This is a genomic window from Rhodococcus sp. 105337, from assembly GCF_012844225.1.
Taxonomy (GTDB): domain Bacteria; phylum Actinomycetota; class Actinomycetes; order Mycobacteriales; family Mycobacteriaceae; genus Rhodococcus.
On record NZ_JABAGQ010000002.1, the window covers coordinates 382,143 to 401,055 of the forward strand.

The window sequence follows — 18,913 nt, forward strand, 5'->3', positions numbered from 1 at the left end:
GGGCGTCTACGGGCGCCCTCGGGCCCAGCATCGTCCGGTGGCCGCGACCGTCTCAGCACGGTCGCGGCCACCGTCGCACAGGAAGTGAGCACCAACCCAATGAAACTCGCAGTCATCCCCGGTGACGGAATCGGTGTCGAGGTCACAGCCGAGGCGCTGAAGGTGTTGCGCGCCTTGGTCCCGGACCTCGAGACCACCGAATACGACCTGGGCGCAAAGCGATACAACGCCACCGGTGAACTGCTGCCGGACGCGGATCTCGAGGCGATCCGTGAACACGACGCAATCCTGCTCGGCGCCATCGGGGATCCGTCGGTCAAGCCCGGCGTGCTCGAGCGTGGCCTGTTGCTCAACATGCGGTTCGCTCTCGACCACCACGTGAACCTGCGTCCTTCGCGGCTGCATCCGGGTTCGGTGTCGCCGCTGGCGAAGAACCCCGACATCGACTTCGTGGTCGTGCGTGAAGGCACCGAGGGCCCGTACACGGGCAACGGCGGAGCGATCCGGGTCGGCACACCGCACGAGATCGCCACCGAGGTGTCGATCAACACCTGGTTCGGCGCGGAGCGCGTCGTGCGGTACGCGTTCGCGCTGGCGCAGACCCGTCGTAAGCACCTCACGCTCATCCACAAGACCAACGTGCTGTCGAACGCGGGCGCGATCTGGACCCGCGCGATCGAGACCGTGGGCCGCGAGTACCCCGACGTCGAGACCGCCTACTGCCACATCGACGCGGCGACGATCTACATGGTCGACGATCCGTCGCGGTTCGATGTGATCGTCACCGACAATCTGTTCGGCGACATCATCACGGACCTGGCGGGTGCGGTCACCGGCGGTATCGGTTTGGCGGCCAGCGGCAACATCGACGCCTCCGGCACGAATCCGTCGATGTTCGAACCGGTACACGGCTCGGCTCCCGACATCGCGGGCAAGGGCATCGCGGACCCGACGGCGGCGATCTTGTCGACTGCGTTGCTGCTGCGTCATCTCGGGCGCGACGAGGATGCCGCCCGCGTGGAGCAGGCCGTGGAAGCGGATCTCGCGTCGCGGGGATCGGGACCGATCGTCACGACCGAAGTCGGCGACCGTATCGCCGCAGCACTCTGACGCGGTGCTGGTTCCGGTTGCCTCGGTAGCCGGAACCAGCACGCCGGTCAGCTTTTCGGAATCACCGGTGCGGCGGCTGCCGGTGCGACCGCTGCGATCGCGAATGCCGCCGGGAACCCGACCACGGCGATGAGCGCGCCGAACACCGGCCCCACCGCAGCCGCCGCGACGAATTGCCCGGTGTTCTGGACGCCGAGCGCTCGTCCTCCCCAGTACGGCCCCGCGATCTCCGCAACGGCCGTGAACGCCAGCCCGTTCGGGGCCGAGGTCAGCACGGAGGCGACGAGCAGGACGACGACCGCTGCCACCGACCCGGACAGGGATGTCGCGGCCAGTGCGACCATCGCCAGGACCACCGATACGGCGACGAGTCGCATCGGACCCAGTCTGCTGCCCACCCGGTCGGACCAGCTCCCGGCGGCGACACGGCCGAGAGCGGCAAGGATCTGGGCCACCGTGATCAGCAGACCGGCACCGGTTTCGTCCCATGCTCGATCGGTGATCAGCCACACGAGTGAATAGGTCCACACGACGTACTGCGGCACCACCAGCAGGATCGAAGCCGCGTGGATGCGCGCGAGAGTCCACGAACTCCGGTACGGATTCGCGAGCATTCCCGTGCGTTGCGCCTCCGCTCGGTCGGGCCGGGGCGGGTCCAGGATCCCGAGCACGCATGCGAGTGCCGCGATTCCGCAGGCGAGGGCCGGAAAGGCCAGTGCCCAGGCAACGCCGTGGTGCGCCGCGACAGGGGGAATGACGAGTGCTCCCGCTGCGACGCCGAGCGGCACCGACATCTGACGGATTCCCATTGCCAGTCCGCGTTGGCGGGGCGCGAACCACCCGACGACGACGCGCCCGCTCGCGGCGTTCGCGCTGACGGCGCCGGCGCCGGCGAGCACGAGCAGTATGCCCAGCGCGGGAATCGAGGTGGTGAGCGTAGCTGCGGCCGTTGCCGCCGACGCGAGTCCCAGTCCGGCCGTCAACGCGAACCGCTCGCCGAATCGATCCGAGATCGCGCCCCACATCACGAGAGTGAAGACGCCGCCGAACAGTGGTGCGCCCGCAAGGGTTCCGGCCTGCGCGAGCGACAGCCCCGCCTCGGTATGGAGCGAGGGGATGAGGAACGCCACTCCGTTGACGATCGTGGCTTGCGCCGCCTGTGCCAGCACGCCGACGGCCAGGATGAGCCAGCGCCGTGCCCCGATTTCTCCCGCGTCCATCGTTTCCCACTATCTAGGATAATGATCCCGTATCTTGAAATTGTGGGCTCACTTTATACGGCGGCCGACGCCGCGTCGATCGGAGGTGGCGACCGCCCCGTTAGACTTCCCGCATGCGCCTTGGTCGAATTGCCAGTCCGGACGGTGTCGCTTTCGTCAGCATCGAGGGGGAGGGCGAGTCCGCGACCGCGAAGGAGATCGCCGAGCACCCCTTCGGTACACCCACCTTCACCGGGCGTAGCTGGCCGCTCGCCGATGTCCGGTTGCTCGCTCCCATCCTCGCCAGCAAGGTGATTGCCGTCGGCCGCAATTACGCTGCGCACGCCGCGGAATCGGGGAACGAGGTCCCCGAGGAGCCGGTGATCTTCCTCAAGCCGAACACCTCGATCGTCGGGCCGGGTGCCCCGATCGTCATTCCTCGCAATGCTTCTGTCGTGCACCACGAGGCCGAGCTGGCCGTCGTGATCGGCAGGCCGTGCAAGGACGTACCGGCAGCGAAGGCGCGTGAGGCGATCCTCGGATACACCGTCGCGAACGACGTCTCGGCCCGCGACCACCAGGCGGCCGACGGACAGTGGACGCGAGCCAAGGGGCACGACACGTTCTGCCCGCTGGGGCCGTGGATCGAGACCGACCTCGACCCCTCGGATCTCGAGATCACGGCGGAGGTCGACGGGCAGCAGCGTCAGCGGAGCCGGACTTCTCTGATGGTCCACGACATTCCGAAGCTCATCGAATGGGTGTCGGCGGTCATGACCCTGCTTCCGGGCGACGTCATTCTCACCGGCACCCCCGAGGGCGTCGGACCGATCGTCCCGGGCGACACCGTTTCCGTCACCGTCGAGAAGATCGGAACACTGACCAATCCGGTCGTCGCCAAGGGTGCCTGACCGGGCGGTCTCCGCTTCCCGGGCGGCGGTCAGGGGATAGCCTGGGAGGGTCTCCCCGTCGATCCTCAACCCTGAGCGAGTCATGACCAGCAGCGAAGTACGTGTCCGTTTCTGTCCGTCCCCGACCGGAACCCCGCACGTGGGTCTCGTGCGTACCGCCCTGTTCAACTGGGCCTTCGCGCGTCACCACGGCGGCACGTTCGTGTTCCGCATCGAAGACACCGACGCTGCCCGGGACAGCGAGGAGTCGTACCAGGCGATCCTCGACGCGTTGCGCTGGCTGGGCCTCGAATGGGACGAGGGCCCGGAGGTGGGCGGACCGTACAAGCCGTACCGCCAGTCGGAGCGTCGTGGACTCCACATCGGAGTCGTGGAGAAACTGCTCGAGGCCGGCGAGGCCTACGAGTCGTTCTCGACCGCGGAGGAAGTCGAGGAGCGCCACAAGGCGGCGGGACGCGACCCCAAGCTCGGCTACGACAATTACGACCGTGACCTGACACCCGAGCAGCGGCAGGCTTTCCTCGACGAGGGACGCAAGGCCGTCGTGCGGCTGCGGATGCCCGACGAGGACCTCACATGGCACGATCTCGTCCGCGGTGAGACGACGTTCAAGGCAGGTAGCGTTCCCGATTTCGCGCTCACCCGAGGTAACGGCATCCCGCTGTACACGCTCGTCAATCCCGTGGACGACGCGCTCATGAAGATCACCCACGTTCTGCGCGGCGAGGACCTGTTGTCGTCCACGCCTCGTCAGCTCGCCCTGTACGCCGCGCTGCAGCGCATCGGGGTAGCCGACTTCACGCCCGAGTTCGGGCACCTTCCGTTCGTCATGGGCCAGGGAAACAAGAAGCTCTCCAAGCGCGATCCCGAGTCCAACCTCTTCCTCCATCGCGACCGCGGTTTCATCCCGGAGGGATTGCTGAACTACCTCGCGCTGCTCGGCTGGGGACTGGCCGACGACCGCGACATCTTCTCTCTCGACGAGATGGTCGCGGCCTTCGATATCGGCAAGGTCAATTCGAACCCGGCGCGGTTCGACCAGAAGAAGGCCGACGCGATCAATGCCGAGCACATCCGGATGCTCGAGCCGGCGGACTTCTCGAACCGTCTGAAGTCGTTCCTCGTCGAGCACGGTCATCTCGCGGCCGACGTGGACGACACGGTGTTCAGGAAGGCCGCCGATCTCGTCCAGACGCGCATCGTGGTGCTCTCCGACGCGTGGGATCTGCTGAAGTTCCTCTTCGTCGACGAATCGGACTTCGTTCTGGACGAGGCGGCTGCCGCGAAGAACCTCAAGGAGGAGGCGGCACCGGTCCTCGACGCCGCGCTCACCGCGTTGGACGGTCTGGGCGACTGGTCCACCGAGGCGATCGAGGAGGCCCTCAAAACGGCCCTCATCGACGATCTCGGACTCAAGCCGCGCAAGGCGTTCGCGCCCGTGCGGGTGGCCGTCACGGGCTCGCACATCAGCCCGCCGCTCTACGAGTCGATGGAGTTGCTCGGACGCGAGCGCACCCTGGACCGCATGCGCGCGGCTCGGGCTGTCGTCGGCTGATCGGCGCCACCACCGATCGGCCGGCACTGACGGGCGCCCCCGTAGCTTCCGCTACGGGGGCGCTTCCGGTTCGAGGCCGATTTACCTACTTTGACCAGGCGATTTGTAGTTGTGCACGGTGATGGTGCTAATCTTTCTCTCGGTTCGGGAACGGAGGCCGGAGCGCAGTGCGCAGGCCGAAGGGACAGTCCATTGGGGTATGGTGTAATTGGCAACACAGCTGATTCTGGTTCAGCCATTCTAGGTTCGAGTCCTGGTACCCCAGCTGCGATGTGGTGGTTTGCCCGCCACGTCTCGGCCAGCTAAGCTGGCTGAGCTTCCCCCGGGAAGCGTAACGAGAAGAAGTTCTCAGGCCCCCGTCGTCTAGCGGCCTAGGACGCCGCCCTCTCACGGCGGTAGCGTGGGTTCGAATCCCATCGGGGGTACCATGAACGGCCCATCGATCTCCGGATCGGTGGGTGTTCTTCTCTGAAAGCAGGCATGCCTTCCGGGGTGTGTCGAAGGAAAGTCCAGGCCCCCGTCGTCTAGCGGCCTAGGACGCCGCCCTCTCACGGCGGTAGCGTGGGTTCGAATCCCATCGGGGGTACAGGAAGAAGACCCTCCGAGCATCGCTCGGAGGGTCTTTTTCGTGCCGGGACCGTCTCATACGCTCTTGCGCCGGAACTCGCGGTGATGGTCCGCAGTCGCCTTCGGTCCGCGAGCCTTGGATTGAGCGTCGAGGTGCGCGGTGCCGTGCCCGTCGCGCTGATTCTTGTTCTTGCGCTCGAGCGCGTCACGGAATTCCTGTTTGAGGCGTTCCTTCTCCGGGTCGGTCATGGTGTCCCCTTCCTTCGCCGATGCCCTCGAAATGTAGCGCCGGGGGAACGGCGCTGTCGCCCCATTTATCGGGGGCCGAGGTTCAGCGTGCGAGCGAGGAGAGGTACGCAGCTGTGGTCCCGCCGATCTCCATCGCGGGCAGACCCAGCTTGCGGTGATCCCAGGATCGGACCCGCCCGGGCACGACGCGCACGGCGACCCGCTTGGCCATCATCTGCTCCACTGCGGGCCGCGCCTCCTCGGTGTAGGGAGCGGTGTACCGATTCCACACGTCGCGGCAGACGGCGAACACGGTGTCGTGGTCGTCGGTGATCTCGGCGTGGCCCTCGAGTGCGACGCCCCGCAACTGGTCGTACGTGTCGCCCGCCTCGACCAGTGCGGTGACGCGGTTGTCGCGCCGGAGATTGACGACCTTCTGGGACTTCGCCTTCGTCTCGAACCAGATCTCGCCGTCCAGTACCGCGTACCACATCGCGACGAGGTGGGGCATGCCCGTGGGACCGAGCGATGCGAGGGTCGCCACACGGCTGTGGTGGAGAAAATCGGAGATTTCCGAGTCGGTCATAGCGATTTCGGCGCGACGGTTGGTTCCCATGACGAGAACTGTGACATACCACGCACATCCGCCACCAGGGGTCGTCAGAGTCTTTTCTGCAACGCCTCGGCGGCGGCGAGAAGGTCTGCGGCCCACCGGGCACCCGGCCGGCGTCCCATGCGGTCGATCGGTCCGGACACCGAGACCGCCGCGACGACAGCACCGCCACCGTCCCGGACGGGTGCGGCCACGGACGCAACGCCGGGTTCGCGTTCGGCCGCGCTCTGCGCCCATCCGCGACGGCGGACTTCGGTGAGGACGCGTTCCCCGAACGCGGCGTCGGGCAGGATCGCGCGCTGTACGGCCGTATCGGCCCACGCGAGCAGAACTTTGGCGCCTGATCCGGCGGTCATCGGCAGACGCGAACCGACAAGGACTGTGTCGCGCAGTCCCGTCGGCGGCTCGAGTGCTGCGACGCACACCCGGTGGGTGCCTTCGCGACGGTACAACTGCACGCTCTCGCCGGTGATTTCGCGCAACCGGGGCAGGACGAGGGAGGCGGCCTCGGCGAGCGAGTCGCCGGCGCCGGTGGAGAGTTCGGCCAGACCCGGGCCCGGACGCCACTGACCGTCACCGTCGCGCATGAGGAGGCGGTGTACTTCGAGACCGACTGCGAGACGGTGCGCGGTGGCCCGCGGCAAACCTGTGCGGGTGCACAACTCGTTGAGATTGCACGGTTGTTCGGCCACCGCGTGTAGGACAGTCATCGCTTTGTCCAACACTCCGATCCCGCTATGCTGTCTCATAGGTCGATACCTCCGTCTCGCATGCTGGGAAGCATAACGCATGCGGAACGAGGCGGGGACGACACCATACGCGGGCCGGACAGCCCTGAATCGGTCTCGCGTTCGTCACGTACGACAGGTGGAGAAGATGGCTGGAAAGACTCTGGCGGAGAAAGTGTGGGATCAGCACGTCATCGTGCGTGGTGGAGGAGAAGGTTCGGCGCGAGAGCCGGATCTGATCTACATCGACCTGCACCTCGTGCACGAGGTGACGAGTCCGCAGGCCTTCGACGGCCTGCGGCTGGCGGGGCGTTCGCTGCGCCGTCCCGATCTCACCATTGCGACCGAGGACCACAACGTTCCGACGATCGACATCGACAAGCCGATCGCCGATCCCATCTCGCGCACGCAGGTCGAGACGCTGCGTCGCAACTGCGAGGAGTTCGGCGTCCGGCTGCATCCGATGGGAGACCTCGACCAGGGCATCGTCCATGTGGTCGGGCCCCAGCTCGGACTCACCCAGCCCGGCATGACGGTGGTGTGCGGCGACAGCCACACCTCCACCCACGGGGCATTCGGTGCGCTCGCAATGGGTATCGGCACCAGCGAGGTCGAGCACGTCATGGCGACGCAGTCGCTGTCGCTGCGGCCTTTCAAGACCATGGCGATCACCGTCGACGGCGAACTGCAGCCCGGCGTCACCTCCAAAGACCTCATTCTCGCGATCATCGCCGAGATCGGTACCGGCGGTGGGCAGGGTTACGTCCTGGAATACCGCGGCGAGGCGATCCGCAAGCTGTCCATGGAATCGCGGATGACGATCTGCAACATGTCGATCGAGGCAGGCGCGCGCGCCGGCATGATCGCTCCCGACGCCACCACCTACGAGTTCATCAAGGGTCGTCCGCACGCGCCGAAGGGCGCGGATTGGGACGCGGCCGTGGAAGCGTGGGAACAGCTGAAGACCGACGACGACGCGGTTTTCGACGCAGAGGTCCGCATCGACGGCAGTGCGCTCACCCCGTTCGTGACGTGGGGAACCAACCCGGGCCAGGGTGCACCGCTCGGCTCCACGGTGCCGGTGCCCGAGGAGATCGCGGAGGAGACCGCACGGTCTGCTGCCGAGAAGGCCCTTCGGTACATGGACCTCGAACCCGGTATGCCGCTGCGCGACATCAAGATCGACACCGTGTTCGTCGGTTCCTGCACCAACGGACGGATCGAGGATCTGCGCGCCGTCGCCGAAGTGCTCGACGGACGAAAAGTCGCCGACGGTGTGCGAATGCTGGTCGTGCCCGGTTCGATGCGTGTTCGTGTCCAGGCGGAGGAAGAAGGTCTCGGTGAGATCTTCACGGCCGCAGGGGCGGAATGGCGTCAGGCCGGCTGCTCGATGTGCCTGGGCATGAACCCGGATCAGCTTGCGCCGGGTGAGCGGTCGGCATCCACGTCGAACCGTAACTTCGAGGGGCGTCAGGGCAAGGGCAGTCGCACGCACCTCGTCTCCCCGGCAGTCGCGGCCGCAACAGCGGTGCGCGGCACCCTCTCCGCGCCGGCGGATCTGGACTAGAGCACAGGACCGAGGAGATATTTCGATGGAAGCCTTCACTACTCACAAGGGCATCGGCGTTCCCCTGCGCCGGTCCAACGTCGACACCGACCAGATCATCCCGGCGGTGTATCTGAAACGCGTCACCCGCACCGGATTCGAAGACGGACTGTTCGCCGCGTGGCGTAACGATCCGGCATTCGTTCTCAACACCCCGCCGTTCGACCGTGGCAGCGTTCTCGTCGCCGGTCCGGATTTCGGCACCGGTTCCTCGCGTGAACACGCGGTGTGGGCCTTGTCCGATTACGGATTCCGGGTTGTGATTTCGTCCCGCTTCGCCGACATCTTCCGCGGCAATGCCGGAAAGGCCGGACTTCTGGCCGCTCAGGTCGAGCAGGACGACGTCGAATTGCTCTGGAAACTCATCGAACAGCAGCCCGGGCTCGAACTCGATGTGAATTTGGAAACTCGGACAGTGACCGCCGGAACGACCGTGGTGCCGTTCGTTATTGACGACTACACACGGTGGCGTCTGCTGGAGGGTCTCGACGACATCGGGTTGACGTTGCGCCAGGTAGAAGCCATTTCCGAGTACGAAAAGTCAAGGCCTTCTTGGAAACCACGGACTCTTCCGGCCCCGTGATCCGAGCCTGAAAAGGCCCCTGCAGGTCTCGGTTCGACCCCTCGGTCGAGCCGGGACCTGCGACTTATTTGCATGAGAATCCGCGTGGCACATAGACTCTAGTCCGTTTGCGGGTCTACCGTGGACTGGAGTCGGTCTGACGGTGGACCGTAGATGTGCGGAGGAAATCATGAACAAGGCAGAGCTGATCGACGTTCTGACCGACAAGCTCGGTTCGGACAGGCGCACCGCCACGGCGGCCGTCGAGCACATTGTGGACGCGATCGTGCGCGCGGTGCACGACGGGAAGAGCGTCACCATCACCGGATTCGGTGTCTTCGAGCAGCGTCGCCGTGCGGCGCGCGTCGCCCGCAACCCGCGCACCGGTGAGACTGTCAAGGTCAAGCCGACGTCGGTGCCGGCTTTCCGTCCGGGTGCGCAGTTCAAGGCAGTCATCGCCGGTACCCAGAAGCTCCCCGCCACGGGACCGGCCGTCAAACGCGGTGCGGCTGCTGCAGTGAAGAAGTCCGCTGCCGCCAAGAAGGCTGCGAAGAAGACCGCTGCCGCCAAGTCGACCGCGGCCAAGAAGACGACCGCAGCCAAGTCCACTGCAGCCAAGAGCACCGCAGCGAAGAAGACCACTGCGGCAAAGTCGGCTCCGGCCAAGAAGACCACCGCGGCGAAGAAGACCACTGCGGCAAAGTCGGCTCCGGCCAAGAAGACCACCACCGCGACCAAGAGCACCGCGGCGAAGAAGACCACGACCGCGGCAAAGAAGGCCCCGGCCAAGAAGACCACCACCGCGACCAAGAGCACCGCGGCGAAGAAGACCACCACCGCAGCGAAGAAGGCCCCGGCCAAGAAGACCACCACCGCGGCCAAGAAGACCACTGCGGCGGCGAAGAAGGCTCCGGCCAAGAAGACCACGGCCCGCAGGACCGCCAAGAAGTAATTCGGCACCGAGAAGTAATTCGGCGCCCGAGCAACAGTTCGGCGCCCACCACCGGTTCGCGTGTGCGCGGGACGGGTGGCACTCGGCGGCTACCGGATATCTCCGGTAGCCGCCGTTGGCGTCTGGATGCCATGCTGCGACCGTCGCTCACCCGGATGCGTACCCGGGTGAGCGAAGCGGTCAGGACTGCTTCGAAGGCAGCGGACTGTCGAGGTGGTCGGCCGCGAGGAGACGGTCGCCCTTCAGCGAGAGCACCCACATGCTCGCCTTGCGATTCCGGGCGGGTGGGAGCGTGATCCCGTCCCGGGCAGCCCACCACGAGACAAGATCGGGAATGACCTTTCCCTGGCTGCAGATCACCGGGGTGCCACCGCGCGCGACGATGTCGAGTGCGCGCTTGCGGCCCAGTTGGGGATCTGCGTTGTATTCCTCTTCCGACAGCGAGGGTTCGAGCGCAACCTCGACGCCGATGTCCGCGGCGAACGGTGCCACGGTGTCGACGCACCGCGTGCGGTCGGCCGACGTGACGCTGTCTCCGCCGAACGCGCGCAACTGGGGGACAAGTGCGGCCGCTTGTGTCTTGCCGGCCGCATCCAGAGGCCGGGTTCGGTCGTCGCCCCGATGTTTCTTGCGGCTTCCCGCCTTCGCGTGCCGGACGATCACTACCGTCCCGGTGTCGGCGGGCAGCAACCTGAAACGCCGGAGCACGCTGCGGTCCATCGGATACGACAGCTGGTCGAACGCGGCTTCGGGTGTCACCCAACGCAATTCGTCGACTTCGTCGTTCGGGACGAACTCGCCGTCGGCCGGCTTCGCTGCCCAGTAGTCCACCCGTTTGAGTTTCCGGTGTCCGGGCACCGGATAAGTCACCCGGCCGAGGTGCCGGCCGAGGACGGGCCGAAATCCGGTTTCTTCCCGGATTTCACGGACCGCGGCAACGACTGCGGTCTCCCCGGGGTCGAGTTTCCCTTTCGGAAACGACCAGTCGTCGTATCGGGGCCGGTGGACAACTGCGACTTCGACGTCGCCACCGGCGAGCCGGGTGGGGTCGCCACCGGCGGGACGCCACAGCACTGCACCTGCGGCAAAGATGTTGGCCTTCATCGGCTTATCGGACGAATCGGTCACCGGTGCCTCCGCTTACGATGCGCGGCTGCGCATGAGTTCCATCTGGTGGTCGCGCGCTGCCGTGCCCGGCGCGGGGGAAGCCGTCCATGTGCCGTCGGCCTCGAGGGTCCAGCACCGCGTGGCCGGATCGAGCGCGGAATCGAAGATGTCCTGCAACTGATGCGCCAGCCGAGGGTTTTTCACCTGCACCATGACCTCGACCCGGCGGTCGAGGTTGCGGTGCATCATGTCGGCGCTGCCGATCCAGCACTCGTCGCTGCCGAGGAAGTGAAAGATGCGCGAATGCTCGAGGAACCGGCCGAGGATGGAGCGCACGGTGATGTTCTCGCTCAGGCCCGGAACGCCCGGTTTGAGAGCACAGATGCCGCGTACGACTATTTCGACGGGGACGCCGGCACAGGACGCCCGATAGAGGGCGTCGATGACCTGCTCGTCGACGAGGGCATTGGCTTTGAGGCGAACCCGCGTCGGCCGACCCGCCGCATGGTGTTCGATCTCCCGGTCGATGCGCTCGATGATGCCTCTGCGGACTCCGTGGGGCGCGACGAGCAGGTTGCGGTACTGCGCCTTCCGCGAGTAACCCGTGAGGGTGTTGAACAGGTCGGTCAGGTCGGCGCCGATCTCCGGCGACGAGGTGAGTAGACCCACGTCCTCGTAGAGCCGAGCAGTCTTCGGGTTGTAGTTGCCCGTGCCGATGTGGCAGTAGCGGCGGATGGTGGACCCTTCACGACGGACCACCAGGCAGGTCTTGCAGTGGGTCTTGAGTCCCACCAGGCCGTACACCACGTGCACGCCCGCCTGCTCGAGTTTTCGCGCCCACTTGATGTTCGCCTGCTCGTCGAAACGCGCCTTGATCTCGACGAGGGCAACGACCTGCTTGCCGGCCTCCGCGGCCGTCACCAGTGCGTCGACGATGGGGGAGTCACCGGAGGTGCGGTACAGCGTCTGCTTGATCGCCAGGACCTGGCTGTCCGCGGCGGCTTGCTCGATGAACCGCTGAACGCTCGTCGAGAACGAGTCGTACGGATGGTGGACGAGGACGTCCCCCTCGCGCAGCGTCGAAAACACGCTCTTCGGTGTCTCCCTCTCCCCGAAGGCGAAATGCGTTGCGGGAACGAACGGCACATCCTTCAGATCCGGGCGGTCGACGGCGTGGACCTGCCACAGGCACGACAGGTCGAGGAGGCCGGGGAGCTGGACGACGTCCGCAGGGTCTACATCCAGCTCGCGGAGCAACAGGTCGAGCATGTGCTCGGTCATGTCGTCGGACACCTCGAGGCGGACGGGCGAACCGAACCGTCGTCGTGCCAGTTCCCGTTCGAGCGCCTTGAGAAGGTCTTCGTCGCGGTCCTCTTCGACCTCGAAATCGGCGTTGCGTGTCACCCGGAACGCGTGGTGCTCCACGATTTCCATGCCCGGGAACAGCACGTCCAGGTGAGCCGCGATGAGCTCTTCGAGCGGCAGGAATGCCGCGAGGCCGTGCAGCGACCCGGCGCGGTCGACCCGGACGAAACGATCGACGTTGTCGGGCACCTTGACTCGCGCGAAATGCTCGCCCGACGATTCACAATCCTTCACCGTCACAGCGAGATTCAGGCTCAAACCGCTGATGTAGGGGAACGGGTGGGCGGGGTCGACGGCGAGCGGCGTGAGGACGGGGAACACCTGTTCCGCGAAGTACCGCGTGAGCCGTCCACGTTCGCCGGCGGTCAGATCCGCCCATTTGATGATCGAGATACCCTCGGTTTCGAGAGCCGGCAGGACCGAGTCGAGGAAGACCTGCGCGTGCCGTCCCGCGAGTTCCTGCGTGCTCGACGCGATGAGCGCGAGCTGCGCCCGGGGAGAGAGGCCGTCGGCGGACCGGACGGACAGTCCGGTCTCCGCGCGGCGCTTGAGCCCCGCGACCCGCACCATGTAGAACTCGTCGAGGTTCGACGCGAAGATCGCGAGGAACTTGGCGCGCTCGAGCAACGGCTGAGAAGTGTCTTCCGCCAAGGCGAGTACCCGGGCATTGAAGTCGAGCCAGCTCAACTCGCGGTTGAGGTACCGATCGCGGGGCAGGCCGTCGTTGCGGTTCGTCTTCAGCTGGGAGTCGATGGCCGCTGGTGGGGCGCTGGTGGCGGTGGCCACGCGTCCCTGCGGTCGGGTGATGCCGGAGAGGGCACCTTGCTCGGTTCCGGCACTCTGTTCGATGCCGACGCTCTGCTCGGGGGTGTCGCCGTTGGTCACCGTCCCATTGTGTCAGGAACCGGTGAAGTATGAGGCTCCCGGCGGGAGGTCGGATACGGGAAGGGAAGCGCGGAGCCGATCCGGTCGAGCAACGCGGCGGTGGCCGCACCGACTCCCAGACGCACCGCGGCCCCCAGATCGTCGATCGTGTCGACGTCGAGTCGCAGGCCGGGCAGGTGCGCCTCCACGGCGAGGGCACCGGCCTCGAGGTGCCGGTGCGCGGAGTCCGGACCGAACCGGGGGTGCAGCGGACGCTGCGACGTGCAGTGGAGAAGTGCGGTGGTACCCGAGCCGGTGTGGTCGGCGACGATCATGGTCCCCGTCGCGCGGGCCGCCTCGAGTGCCTCGGCCAGTTCGTGGGGGCGCAAGGAGGGAAGGTCTGCCTGCAACGCGACGAGATCGACACCGGGCGAGTCGTCCCGGGCGTGTTCGGCAGCAGATCGCAGGGCCGCGTTCAGCGAATCCTGCCGGTCCTGACCGCTCGCGGCCGGGGGATCTGCGAGCACCGCTGCGCCCGACCGTCGGGCAACGGCCGCAACCCGGTGGTCGGAGGTGATCACGGTGACCACGGCGTCGTCGGTGTTCCGGGCTGCGGCGAGGGTGTCCTCGAGCATCGCGAGCACCAGTTCGGCGCGTGCGTCCGGTTCGAGGGCATGCGCCAGTCTCGACTTGGCCAGGCCGAGGGCCTTGACCGGGACGAGAATGTGCACCGCGGGCATGGGCGTGATTGTGCCAGCCGGTCGCGGGCGAGGGCGGGTCGCGGTGCCGTCCGTCCACCTGGGCGATACTGAAAGCAACAGCGTGCAGTGACGCGCGTGCCGGAAGCGCGTCGGAACGAATGAGGGAACAGAGGGGGATTTGTGACCAAAGCGGCAGTTCTGGGAGCAGGGTCGTGGGGGACTGCCTTCGCGAAGGTGCTCGCAGAAGCAGGCACCGACGTGACGATCTGGGCGCGCCGGGCGGAGGTGGCGCAGGCCATCGGTGAGCGCCACGAAAACCCGGCCTATCTGCCGGGCGTCGCGCTCCCCGCGTCTTTGAGGGCGACGACCGATCATCGTGTGGCGCTCGACGGCGTCGACTTCGCGGTGCTCGCGGTGCCGAGCCAGTCCCTGCGCGCCAACCTGGGGGCGTGGCGCGACGACATCGGGTCCGGCGCCACCCTGCTCAGCCTCGCGAAGGGGATCGAGAGCGGCACCCTCATGCGCATGAGCCAGGTCATCGGCCAGGTCACGGGAGCCGACCCGCACCGCATCGCCGTCCTCTCCGGCCCGAACCTGGCTCCGGAGATCGCGGAGGGGCAGCCTGCCGCAACGGTGATCGCGTGCCCCGATTCGACGCGTGCGCTGGAAATCCAGAAATCGTGCGCCACAGGCTATTTCCGCCCCTACACCAACTCCGACGTCATCGGCTGTGAGATCGGTGGCGCGTGCAAGAACGTGATCGCACTGGCGTGCGGCATGGCGGCCGGGGTCGGCCTCGGCGAGAACACCGTTGCGAGCATCATCACCCGGGGCCTCGCCGAGATCATCAGGCTCGGAGTCGCGCTCGGCGCCATGCCCACCACCCTCGCCGGCCTCGCGGGAGTCGGCGATCTCGTCGCGACATGCAGTTCGCCGTTGTCCCGCAACCGTTCTTTCGGTGAACGCCTCGGCAGAGGAGAGTCGCTCGAGAGTGCGCAGGAGGCCACCCACGGCCAGGTCGCCGAAGGCGTCAAGTCCTGCACATCGGTGCGGGCGCTCGCAGCGAGCTACGACGTGGAGATGCCCCTCACCGACGCGGTGCACCGGGTGTGCCACGAGGGGATGTCGGTGCACGACGCGATCGGTCTGCTGCTCGGCCGGCGAATCAAGCCGGAATAAGCACATGACCGGAGATTCCACACGTTGTGTGAAAGCTGTTGCCGCCGAAGGCACGCCGGGTTCGCCGCTCCAGCAGGGACCGGTATTCGCCGCGCCCTATCTTCTCGGCGAAGACGAAAGCGCGGAGGTGGACACCTACGCACGCGCGTCCAACCCCGGCTGGCGTGCCCTCGAAACAGCCCTCGCGACGCTCGAAGGCGCTGTCGCCGCGCGGGTCGTCGGATCCGGAATGTCGGCGATCACCGTCGCGCTGAGAGCGTTCAGCCGTCCCGGTGCGACCGTCGTGGTGCCCGCCGACGGTTATTACCAGGTGCGTGCCTATGCGCAGGACTTCCTCGCCGGCCACGGCGCAGTGGTTCGTGAACTCTCCGTTGCCGAGTTCGGCGACGGAACGCTGCGCAGCATCCTCGCCGGTGCCGGAGACAAGGCGGTGGTGCTCGCCGAAACCCCGTCGAACCCCGGCCTCGACATCGTCGATCTACGGGCCACCGCCGAGTTGTGCAGCGCGGCGGGGGCGCTGCTGCTGGTCGACAACACCACCGCCACTCCGCTCGGGCAGACCCCACTCGCTCTCGGGGCGGACATCGTCGTCGCCAGCGGTACGAAATCCCTCAGCGGGCACAGCGATCTTCTGTTCGGATACGTGGCGGTCTCGGACGCCGCGCTGCTCCCGCGGCTCGATCGCGAGCGCTTGCACTCGGGCACCGTGCTCGGGCCGTTCGAAACGTGGCTGGCCCACCGCAGTCTCGGAACGGCGGGGCTGCGGATCGAACGGCAGTGCGCGAACGCCCTCGCCGTCGCCCGGATGCTCAGCGAGCACCCCGCCGTGACCGGAGTGCGATACCCGGGACTGGACTCGGACCCCGCTCACCCGGTGGCGGCCGCGCAGATGCAGAAATTCGGGCCCTTGGTCACGTTCGTGCTGCCCAGCGCACCCGACGTCCATCGGTTCGTGAACGCTGCCGAACTCGTTCTCCCGGCGACGAGTTTCGGCGGTATCCACACCACTGCGGATCGTCGGGCTCGCTGGGGCGATCCCGTGCCGGACGGCTTCATCCGGTTGTCGTGCGGAATCGAAGACACCGCCGATCTTCTGAGCGACCTGCACGCGGCCCTCGGCTCGTTGTGACATCCCGGGCGGCGGGCCGGGCGTGCGGGCGGATCGGGACGCGGCTGGGGAGACAGCGCGGCTTACCGGTACGGTTTGTGCCGTGAGTACGCCCCGAACCCGGGTGGCCGTCGTCTTCGGCGGTCGCAGCAACGAACACTCCGTCTCCTGTCTGTCGGCGGGCAGTATTCTGAGCAACCTCGACCCCGAGCAGTACGACGTCGTCCCGATCGGGATCACGACCGACGGGTCCTGGGTGCTCGGCGACACCGACCCGGCGCGGCTCGCCAAGGCGGGGCGCGAACTGCCCGTCGTGGACGCGAACGGTTCGTCGCTGGTCCTCACCGCAGACCCCACCCGCAGCGGCGACATCGTCGCCCTCGACGCGCGGGAATTCGGCAAGGTGCTCGCGTCGGTCGACGTGGTCTTCCCGGTGCTGCACGGCCACTACGGGGAGGACGGCACCATCCAGGGACTGCTCGAACTCGCCGACGTGCCCTACGTCGGTCCCGGGGTGCTCGCGAGCGCAGCCGGAATGGACAAGGAGTTCACCAAGAAACTGCTGGCCGCGGAGGGGCTGCCGGTCGGCTTCCAGATCGTGATGCGGCCGGGTACGGCCACCCTCACCGAGGAACAGAAGCAGCAACTGGGACTTCCCGTCTTCGTCAAGCCGGCCCGCGGCGGATCGTCGATCGGCGTCAGCCGCGTCACCGACTGGGCGGCGTTCGACGCTGCCGTCGGCAGAGCCCGAGCGCACGATCCGAAGGTCATCGTCGAATCCGCCATCGTGGGACGCGAAGTCGAGTGCGGCGTCCTCGAGTTCCCCGACGGAGACGTGCGGGCCAGCGTGGTCGCGGAGATCCGCATGCCCGACACCTCCGGCGACCACGAGGCGTTCTACGACTTCGACACCAAGTACCTCGACGACGTGTGCGAGTTCGACGTACCGGCGAAGTTCGACCCCGCCGTCTCCGACGAAATCCGCGACATGGCCGTCCGCGCGTTCCGCGCCCTCGATTGCCAGGGCCTGTCGCGGGTCGACTTCTTCGTCACGGACAACGGGCCGGTGATCAACGAGATCAACACGATGCCCGGATTCACGTCGATCTCGATGTATCCGAAGATGTGGGAAGCCACCGGGATCGGGTACCGCGAACTCGTCGACACGCTCGTACGGACCGCGCTCGCACGAGGCACCGGTCTTCGCTGACCCGGACGGGCGCCGCGCTTGTCGGAGCCCCCGTATCCACGACTAGGCTGTGGACATGACTGCCGTGACTCCCGACTCAGTGGTGACCGACGCCGGAGACACCCGTGAAGCCGTGCATGCCGCGGCCCGCCGCGCCCGCGTCGCGTCCCGCCGTCTTGCGTTGCTGACCACTGCCGAGAAGGACGCCGCGCTCCACGCGGCCGCCGACGCCGTGCTCGCCGCGACCGACGCCGTGCTCGCCGCCAACGCCGAAGACATCGACGCCGCCCGCGCGGCCGGTACGGAAGAGTCTCTCCTCGACCGGCTGCGGCTCACGGCCGCACGCGTCGACGGCATCGCGTCGGGGCTGCGGCAGGTCGCCGGATTGCCGGACCCGATCGGCGAAGTCGTCCGCGGTTCGACGCTGCCCAACGGACTCGAATTGCGGCAGGTGCGGGTGCCGCTCGGCGTCGTCGGGATGGTCTACGAGGCCCGCCCCAACGTCACCGTCGACGCGTTCGGTCTTGCGCTGAAGTCGGGCAACGCGGCGTTGTTGCGCGGTTCCTCCTCGGCGGCACGTTCCAATGCCGCGCTCGTCGCCGCGCTGCGCCCCGCGCTCGAAGCACAGGGACTGCCGGCCGACGCGGTGCAACTGCTGCCCAGCGCCGACCGTTCGTCGGTCACCCATCTCATCCAGGCCCGCGGGCTCGTCGACGTGGTCATCCCGCGCGGCGGTGCCGGTCTGATCGCCGCGGTCGTCAGGGATGCCACCGTGCCGACCATCGAGACCGGTGTCGGTAACTGCCACGTATACGTCCACGCCGCCGCCGACCTCGAGATGGCCGAGAGGATCGTGGTGAACGCGAAGACCCGCCGGCCCAGCGTGTGCAACACGGCGGAGACGATCCTGGTCGACAAGGCCGTCGCCGACACCGCCGTCCCGCAGTTGCTGGAGGCACTGCAGTCGCACGGCGTGACCGTGCACGGCGACCTGCCCGGTCTGATCCCGGCCACCGAAGAGGACTGGGCGCAGGAATACCTCACGCTCGACGTTGCGCTCGCGGTGGTCGACGACCTGAATGCGGCCGTGGAGCACATCGATCGGTACGGAACCGGTCACACCGAAGCCATCGTCACGTCCGATCTCGCGGCGGCCCGGGAGTTCACCGCCCGTGTCGATGCAGCAGCCGTTATGGTCAACGCGTCGACGGCCTTCACGGACGGTGAGCAGTTCGGGTTCGGAGCCGAGATCGGAATCTCCACGCAGAAACTGCACGCCCGGGGTCCCATGGGCCTGCCGGAGCTGACCTCCACCAAATGGGTGGTGTGGGGCGCCGGCCACACCCGCCCGGCCTGAACCCGGCCGGCC

17 protein-coding genes and 3 tRNA genes are annotated in these 18,913 nt (G+C 67.1%); 13 read left to right on the plus strand and 7 right to left on the minus strand.

Annotated features, from left to right (window positions below; translation table 11 throughout):
• Positions 1 to 99: 99 nt before the first annotated feature.
• A complete protein-coding gene (locus HF886_RS05495) occupies positions 100 to 1,110 on the plus strand; it encodes a 3-isopropylmalate dehydrogenase (RefSeq protein ID WP_169619635.1) in 1,011 nt (336 codons plus the stop codon).
• Between the two features lie 47 nt (positions 1,111 to 1,157).
• Here the strand turns inward: HF886_RS05495 and HF886_RS05500 are convergent, their stop codons facing one another.
• On the minus strand, positions 1,158 to 2,330 hold the full coding sequence (locus HF886_RS05500; RefSeq protein ID WP_169619634.1) for an MFS transporter: 1,173 nt from the start codon (positions 2,328 to 2,330) through the stop codon (positions 1,158 to 1,160).
• A gap of 113 nt (positions 2,331 to 2,443) precedes the next feature.
• On the opposite strand from HF886_RS05500, the gene HF886_RS05505 reads away from it, so the two are divergent.
• The 5 genes from HF886_RS05505 to HF886_RS05525 all read left to right on the plus strand — a co-directional run bounded on the left by HF886_RS05505 (position 2,444) and on the right by HF886_RS05525 (position 5,361).
• Positions 2,444 to 3,220, plus strand: a complete 777-nt coding sequence (locus tag HF886_RS05505; protein WP_169651748.1) for a fumarylacetoacetate hydrolase family protein — start codon at positions 2,444 to 2,446, stop codon at positions 3,218 to 3,220.
• Positions 3,221 to 3,302: 82 nt separating this feature from the next.
• Positions 3,303 to 4,775, plus strand: a complete 1,473-nt coding sequence (gltX, locus tag HF886_RS05510; RefSeq protein ID WP_169619632.1) for a glutamate--tRNA ligase — start codon at positions 3,303 to 3,305, stop codon at positions 4,773 to 4,775.
• A gap of 193 nt (positions 4,776 to 4,968) precedes the next feature.
• A tRNA-Gln gene (locus HF886_RS05515) sits at positions 4,969 to 5,040 on the plus strand.
• A gap of 87 nt (positions 5,041 to 5,127) precedes the next feature.
• Positions 5,128 to 5,203 (plus strand) — tRNA-Glu (locus HF886_RS05520).
• 85 nt (positions 5,204 to 5,288) lie between these two features.
• A tRNA-Glu gene (locus tag HF886_RS05525) sits at positions 5,289 to 5,361 on the plus strand.
• Between the two features lie 56 nt (positions 5,362 to 5,417).
• Here HF886_RS05525 and HF886_RS05530 read toward each other — a convergent pair.
• From HF886_RS05530 to HF886_RS05540, 3 genes are all read right to left on the minus strand, one after another.
• Positions 5,418 to 5,591, minus strand: coding sequence for a DUF5302 domain-containing protein (locus HF886_RS05530; protein ID WP_169651749.1), 174 nt, complete (start codon positions 5,589 to 5,591; stop codon positions 5,418 to 5,420).
• 82 nt (positions 5,592 to 5,673) lie between these two features.
• Positions 5,674 to 6,186: a PPOX class F420-dependent oxidoreductase gene (locus HF886_RS05535; protein WP_169651750.1), complete on the minus strand. Its 513-nt coding sequence runs from the start codon at positions 6,184 to 6,186 to the stop codon at positions 5,674 to 5,676.
• A 44-nt stretch (positions 6,187 to 6,230) separates the two neighbouring features.
• Positions 6,231 to 6,932 (minus strand): IclR family transcriptional regulator, encoded by a 702-nt coding sequence (locus HF886_RS05540; RefSeq protein ID WP_169620359.1) that lies wholly within the window; start codon positions 6,930 to 6,932, stop codon positions 6,231 to 6,233.
• Positions 6,933 to 7,059: 127 nt separating this feature from the next.
• On the opposite strand from HF886_RS05540, the gene leuC reads away from it, so the two are divergent.
• From leuC to HF886_RS05555, 3 genes are all read left to right on the plus strand, one after another.
• Positions 7,060 to 8,478: a 3-isopropylmalate dehydratase large subunit gene (gene leuC, locus HF886_RS05545; protein ID WP_206038546.1), complete on the plus strand. Its 1,419-nt coding sequence runs from the start codon at positions 7,060 to 7,062 to the stop codon at positions 8,476 to 8,478.
• Between the two features lie 25 nt (positions 8,479 to 8,503).
• Positions 8,504 to 9,100, plus strand: coding sequence for a 3-isopropylmalate dehydratase small subunit (gene leuD, locus HF886_RS05550; RefSeq protein ID WP_169620357.1), 597 nt, complete (start codon positions 8,504 to 8,506; stop codon positions 9,098 to 9,100).
• Between the two features lie 169 nt (positions 9,101 to 9,269).
• On the plus strand, positions 9,270 to 10,031 hold the full coding sequence (locus HF886_RS05555; protein WP_169620356.1) for an HU family DNA-binding protein: 762 nt from the start codon (positions 9,270 to 9,272) through the stop codon (positions 10,029 to 10,031).
• A gap of 180 nt (positions 10,032 to 10,211) precedes the next feature.
• Here the strand turns inward: HF886_RS05555 and HF886_RS05560 are convergent, their stop codons facing one another.
• The 3 genes from HF886_RS05560 to cofC are packed head-to-tail and all read right to left on the minus strand — an operon-like array spanning position 10,212 to position 14,107.
• A complete protein-coding gene (locus HF886_RS05560; RefSeq protein ID WP_169620355.1) occupies positions 10,212 to 11,159 on the minus strand; it encodes an NUDIX hydrolase in 948 nt (315 codons plus the stop codon).
• Positions 11,160 to 11,171: 12 nt separating this feature from the next.
• Positions 11,172 to 13,352, minus strand: a complete 2,181-nt coding sequence (locus tag HF886_RS05565; protein WP_169651833.1) for an RNA degradosome polyphosphate kinase — start codon at positions 13,350 to 13,352, stop codon at positions 11,172 to 11,174.
• 32 nt (positions 13,353 to 13,384) lie between these two features.
• Positions 13,385 to 14,107 (minus strand): 2-phospho-L-lactate guanylyltransferase, encoded by a 723-nt coding sequence (gene cofC, locus HF886_RS05570; RefSeq protein ID WP_169620354.1) that lies wholly within the window; start codon positions 14,105 to 14,107, stop codon positions 13,385 to 13,387.
• 141 nt (positions 14,108 to 14,248) lie between these two features.
• Here cofC and HF886_RS05575 point away from each other — a divergent pair, with 141 nt between their 5' ends.
• The 4 genes from HF886_RS05575 to HF886_RS05590 all read left to right on the plus strand — a co-directional run bounded on the left by HF886_RS05575 (position 14,249) and on the right by HF886_RS05590 (position 18,901).
• Positions 14,249 to 15,247, plus strand: coding sequence for an NAD(P)H-dependent glycerol-3-phosphate dehydrogenase (locus tag HF886_RS05575; protein ID WP_169620353.1), 999 nt, complete (start codon positions 14,249 to 14,251; stop codon positions 15,245 to 15,247).
• 4 nt (positions 15,248 to 15,251) lie between these two features.
• Positions 15,252 to 16,376 carry a cystathionine gamma-lyase gene (locus HF886_RS05580; RefSeq protein WP_169651752.1) on the plus strand — a complete coding sequence of 375 codons (1,125 nt, stop codon included), beginning with the start codon at positions 15,252 to 15,254 and terminating at the stop codon, positions 16,374 to 16,376.
• 82 nt (positions 16,377 to 16,458) lie between these two features.
• On the plus strand, positions 16,459 to 17,565 hold the full coding sequence (locus tag HF886_RS05585) for a D-alanine--D-alanine ligase family protein (RefSeq protein WP_169651753.1): 1,107 nt from the start codon (positions 16,459 to 16,461) through the stop codon (positions 17,563 to 17,565).
• Positions 17,566 to 17,620: 55 nt separating this feature from the next.
• On the plus strand, positions 17,621 to 18,901 hold the full coding sequence (locus HF886_RS05590; RefSeq protein ID WP_169651754.1) for a glutamate-5-semialdehyde dehydrogenase: 1,281 nt from the start codon (positions 17,621 to 17,623) through the stop codon (positions 18,899 to 18,901).
• Positions 18,902 to 18,913 lie beyond the last annotated feature (12 nt).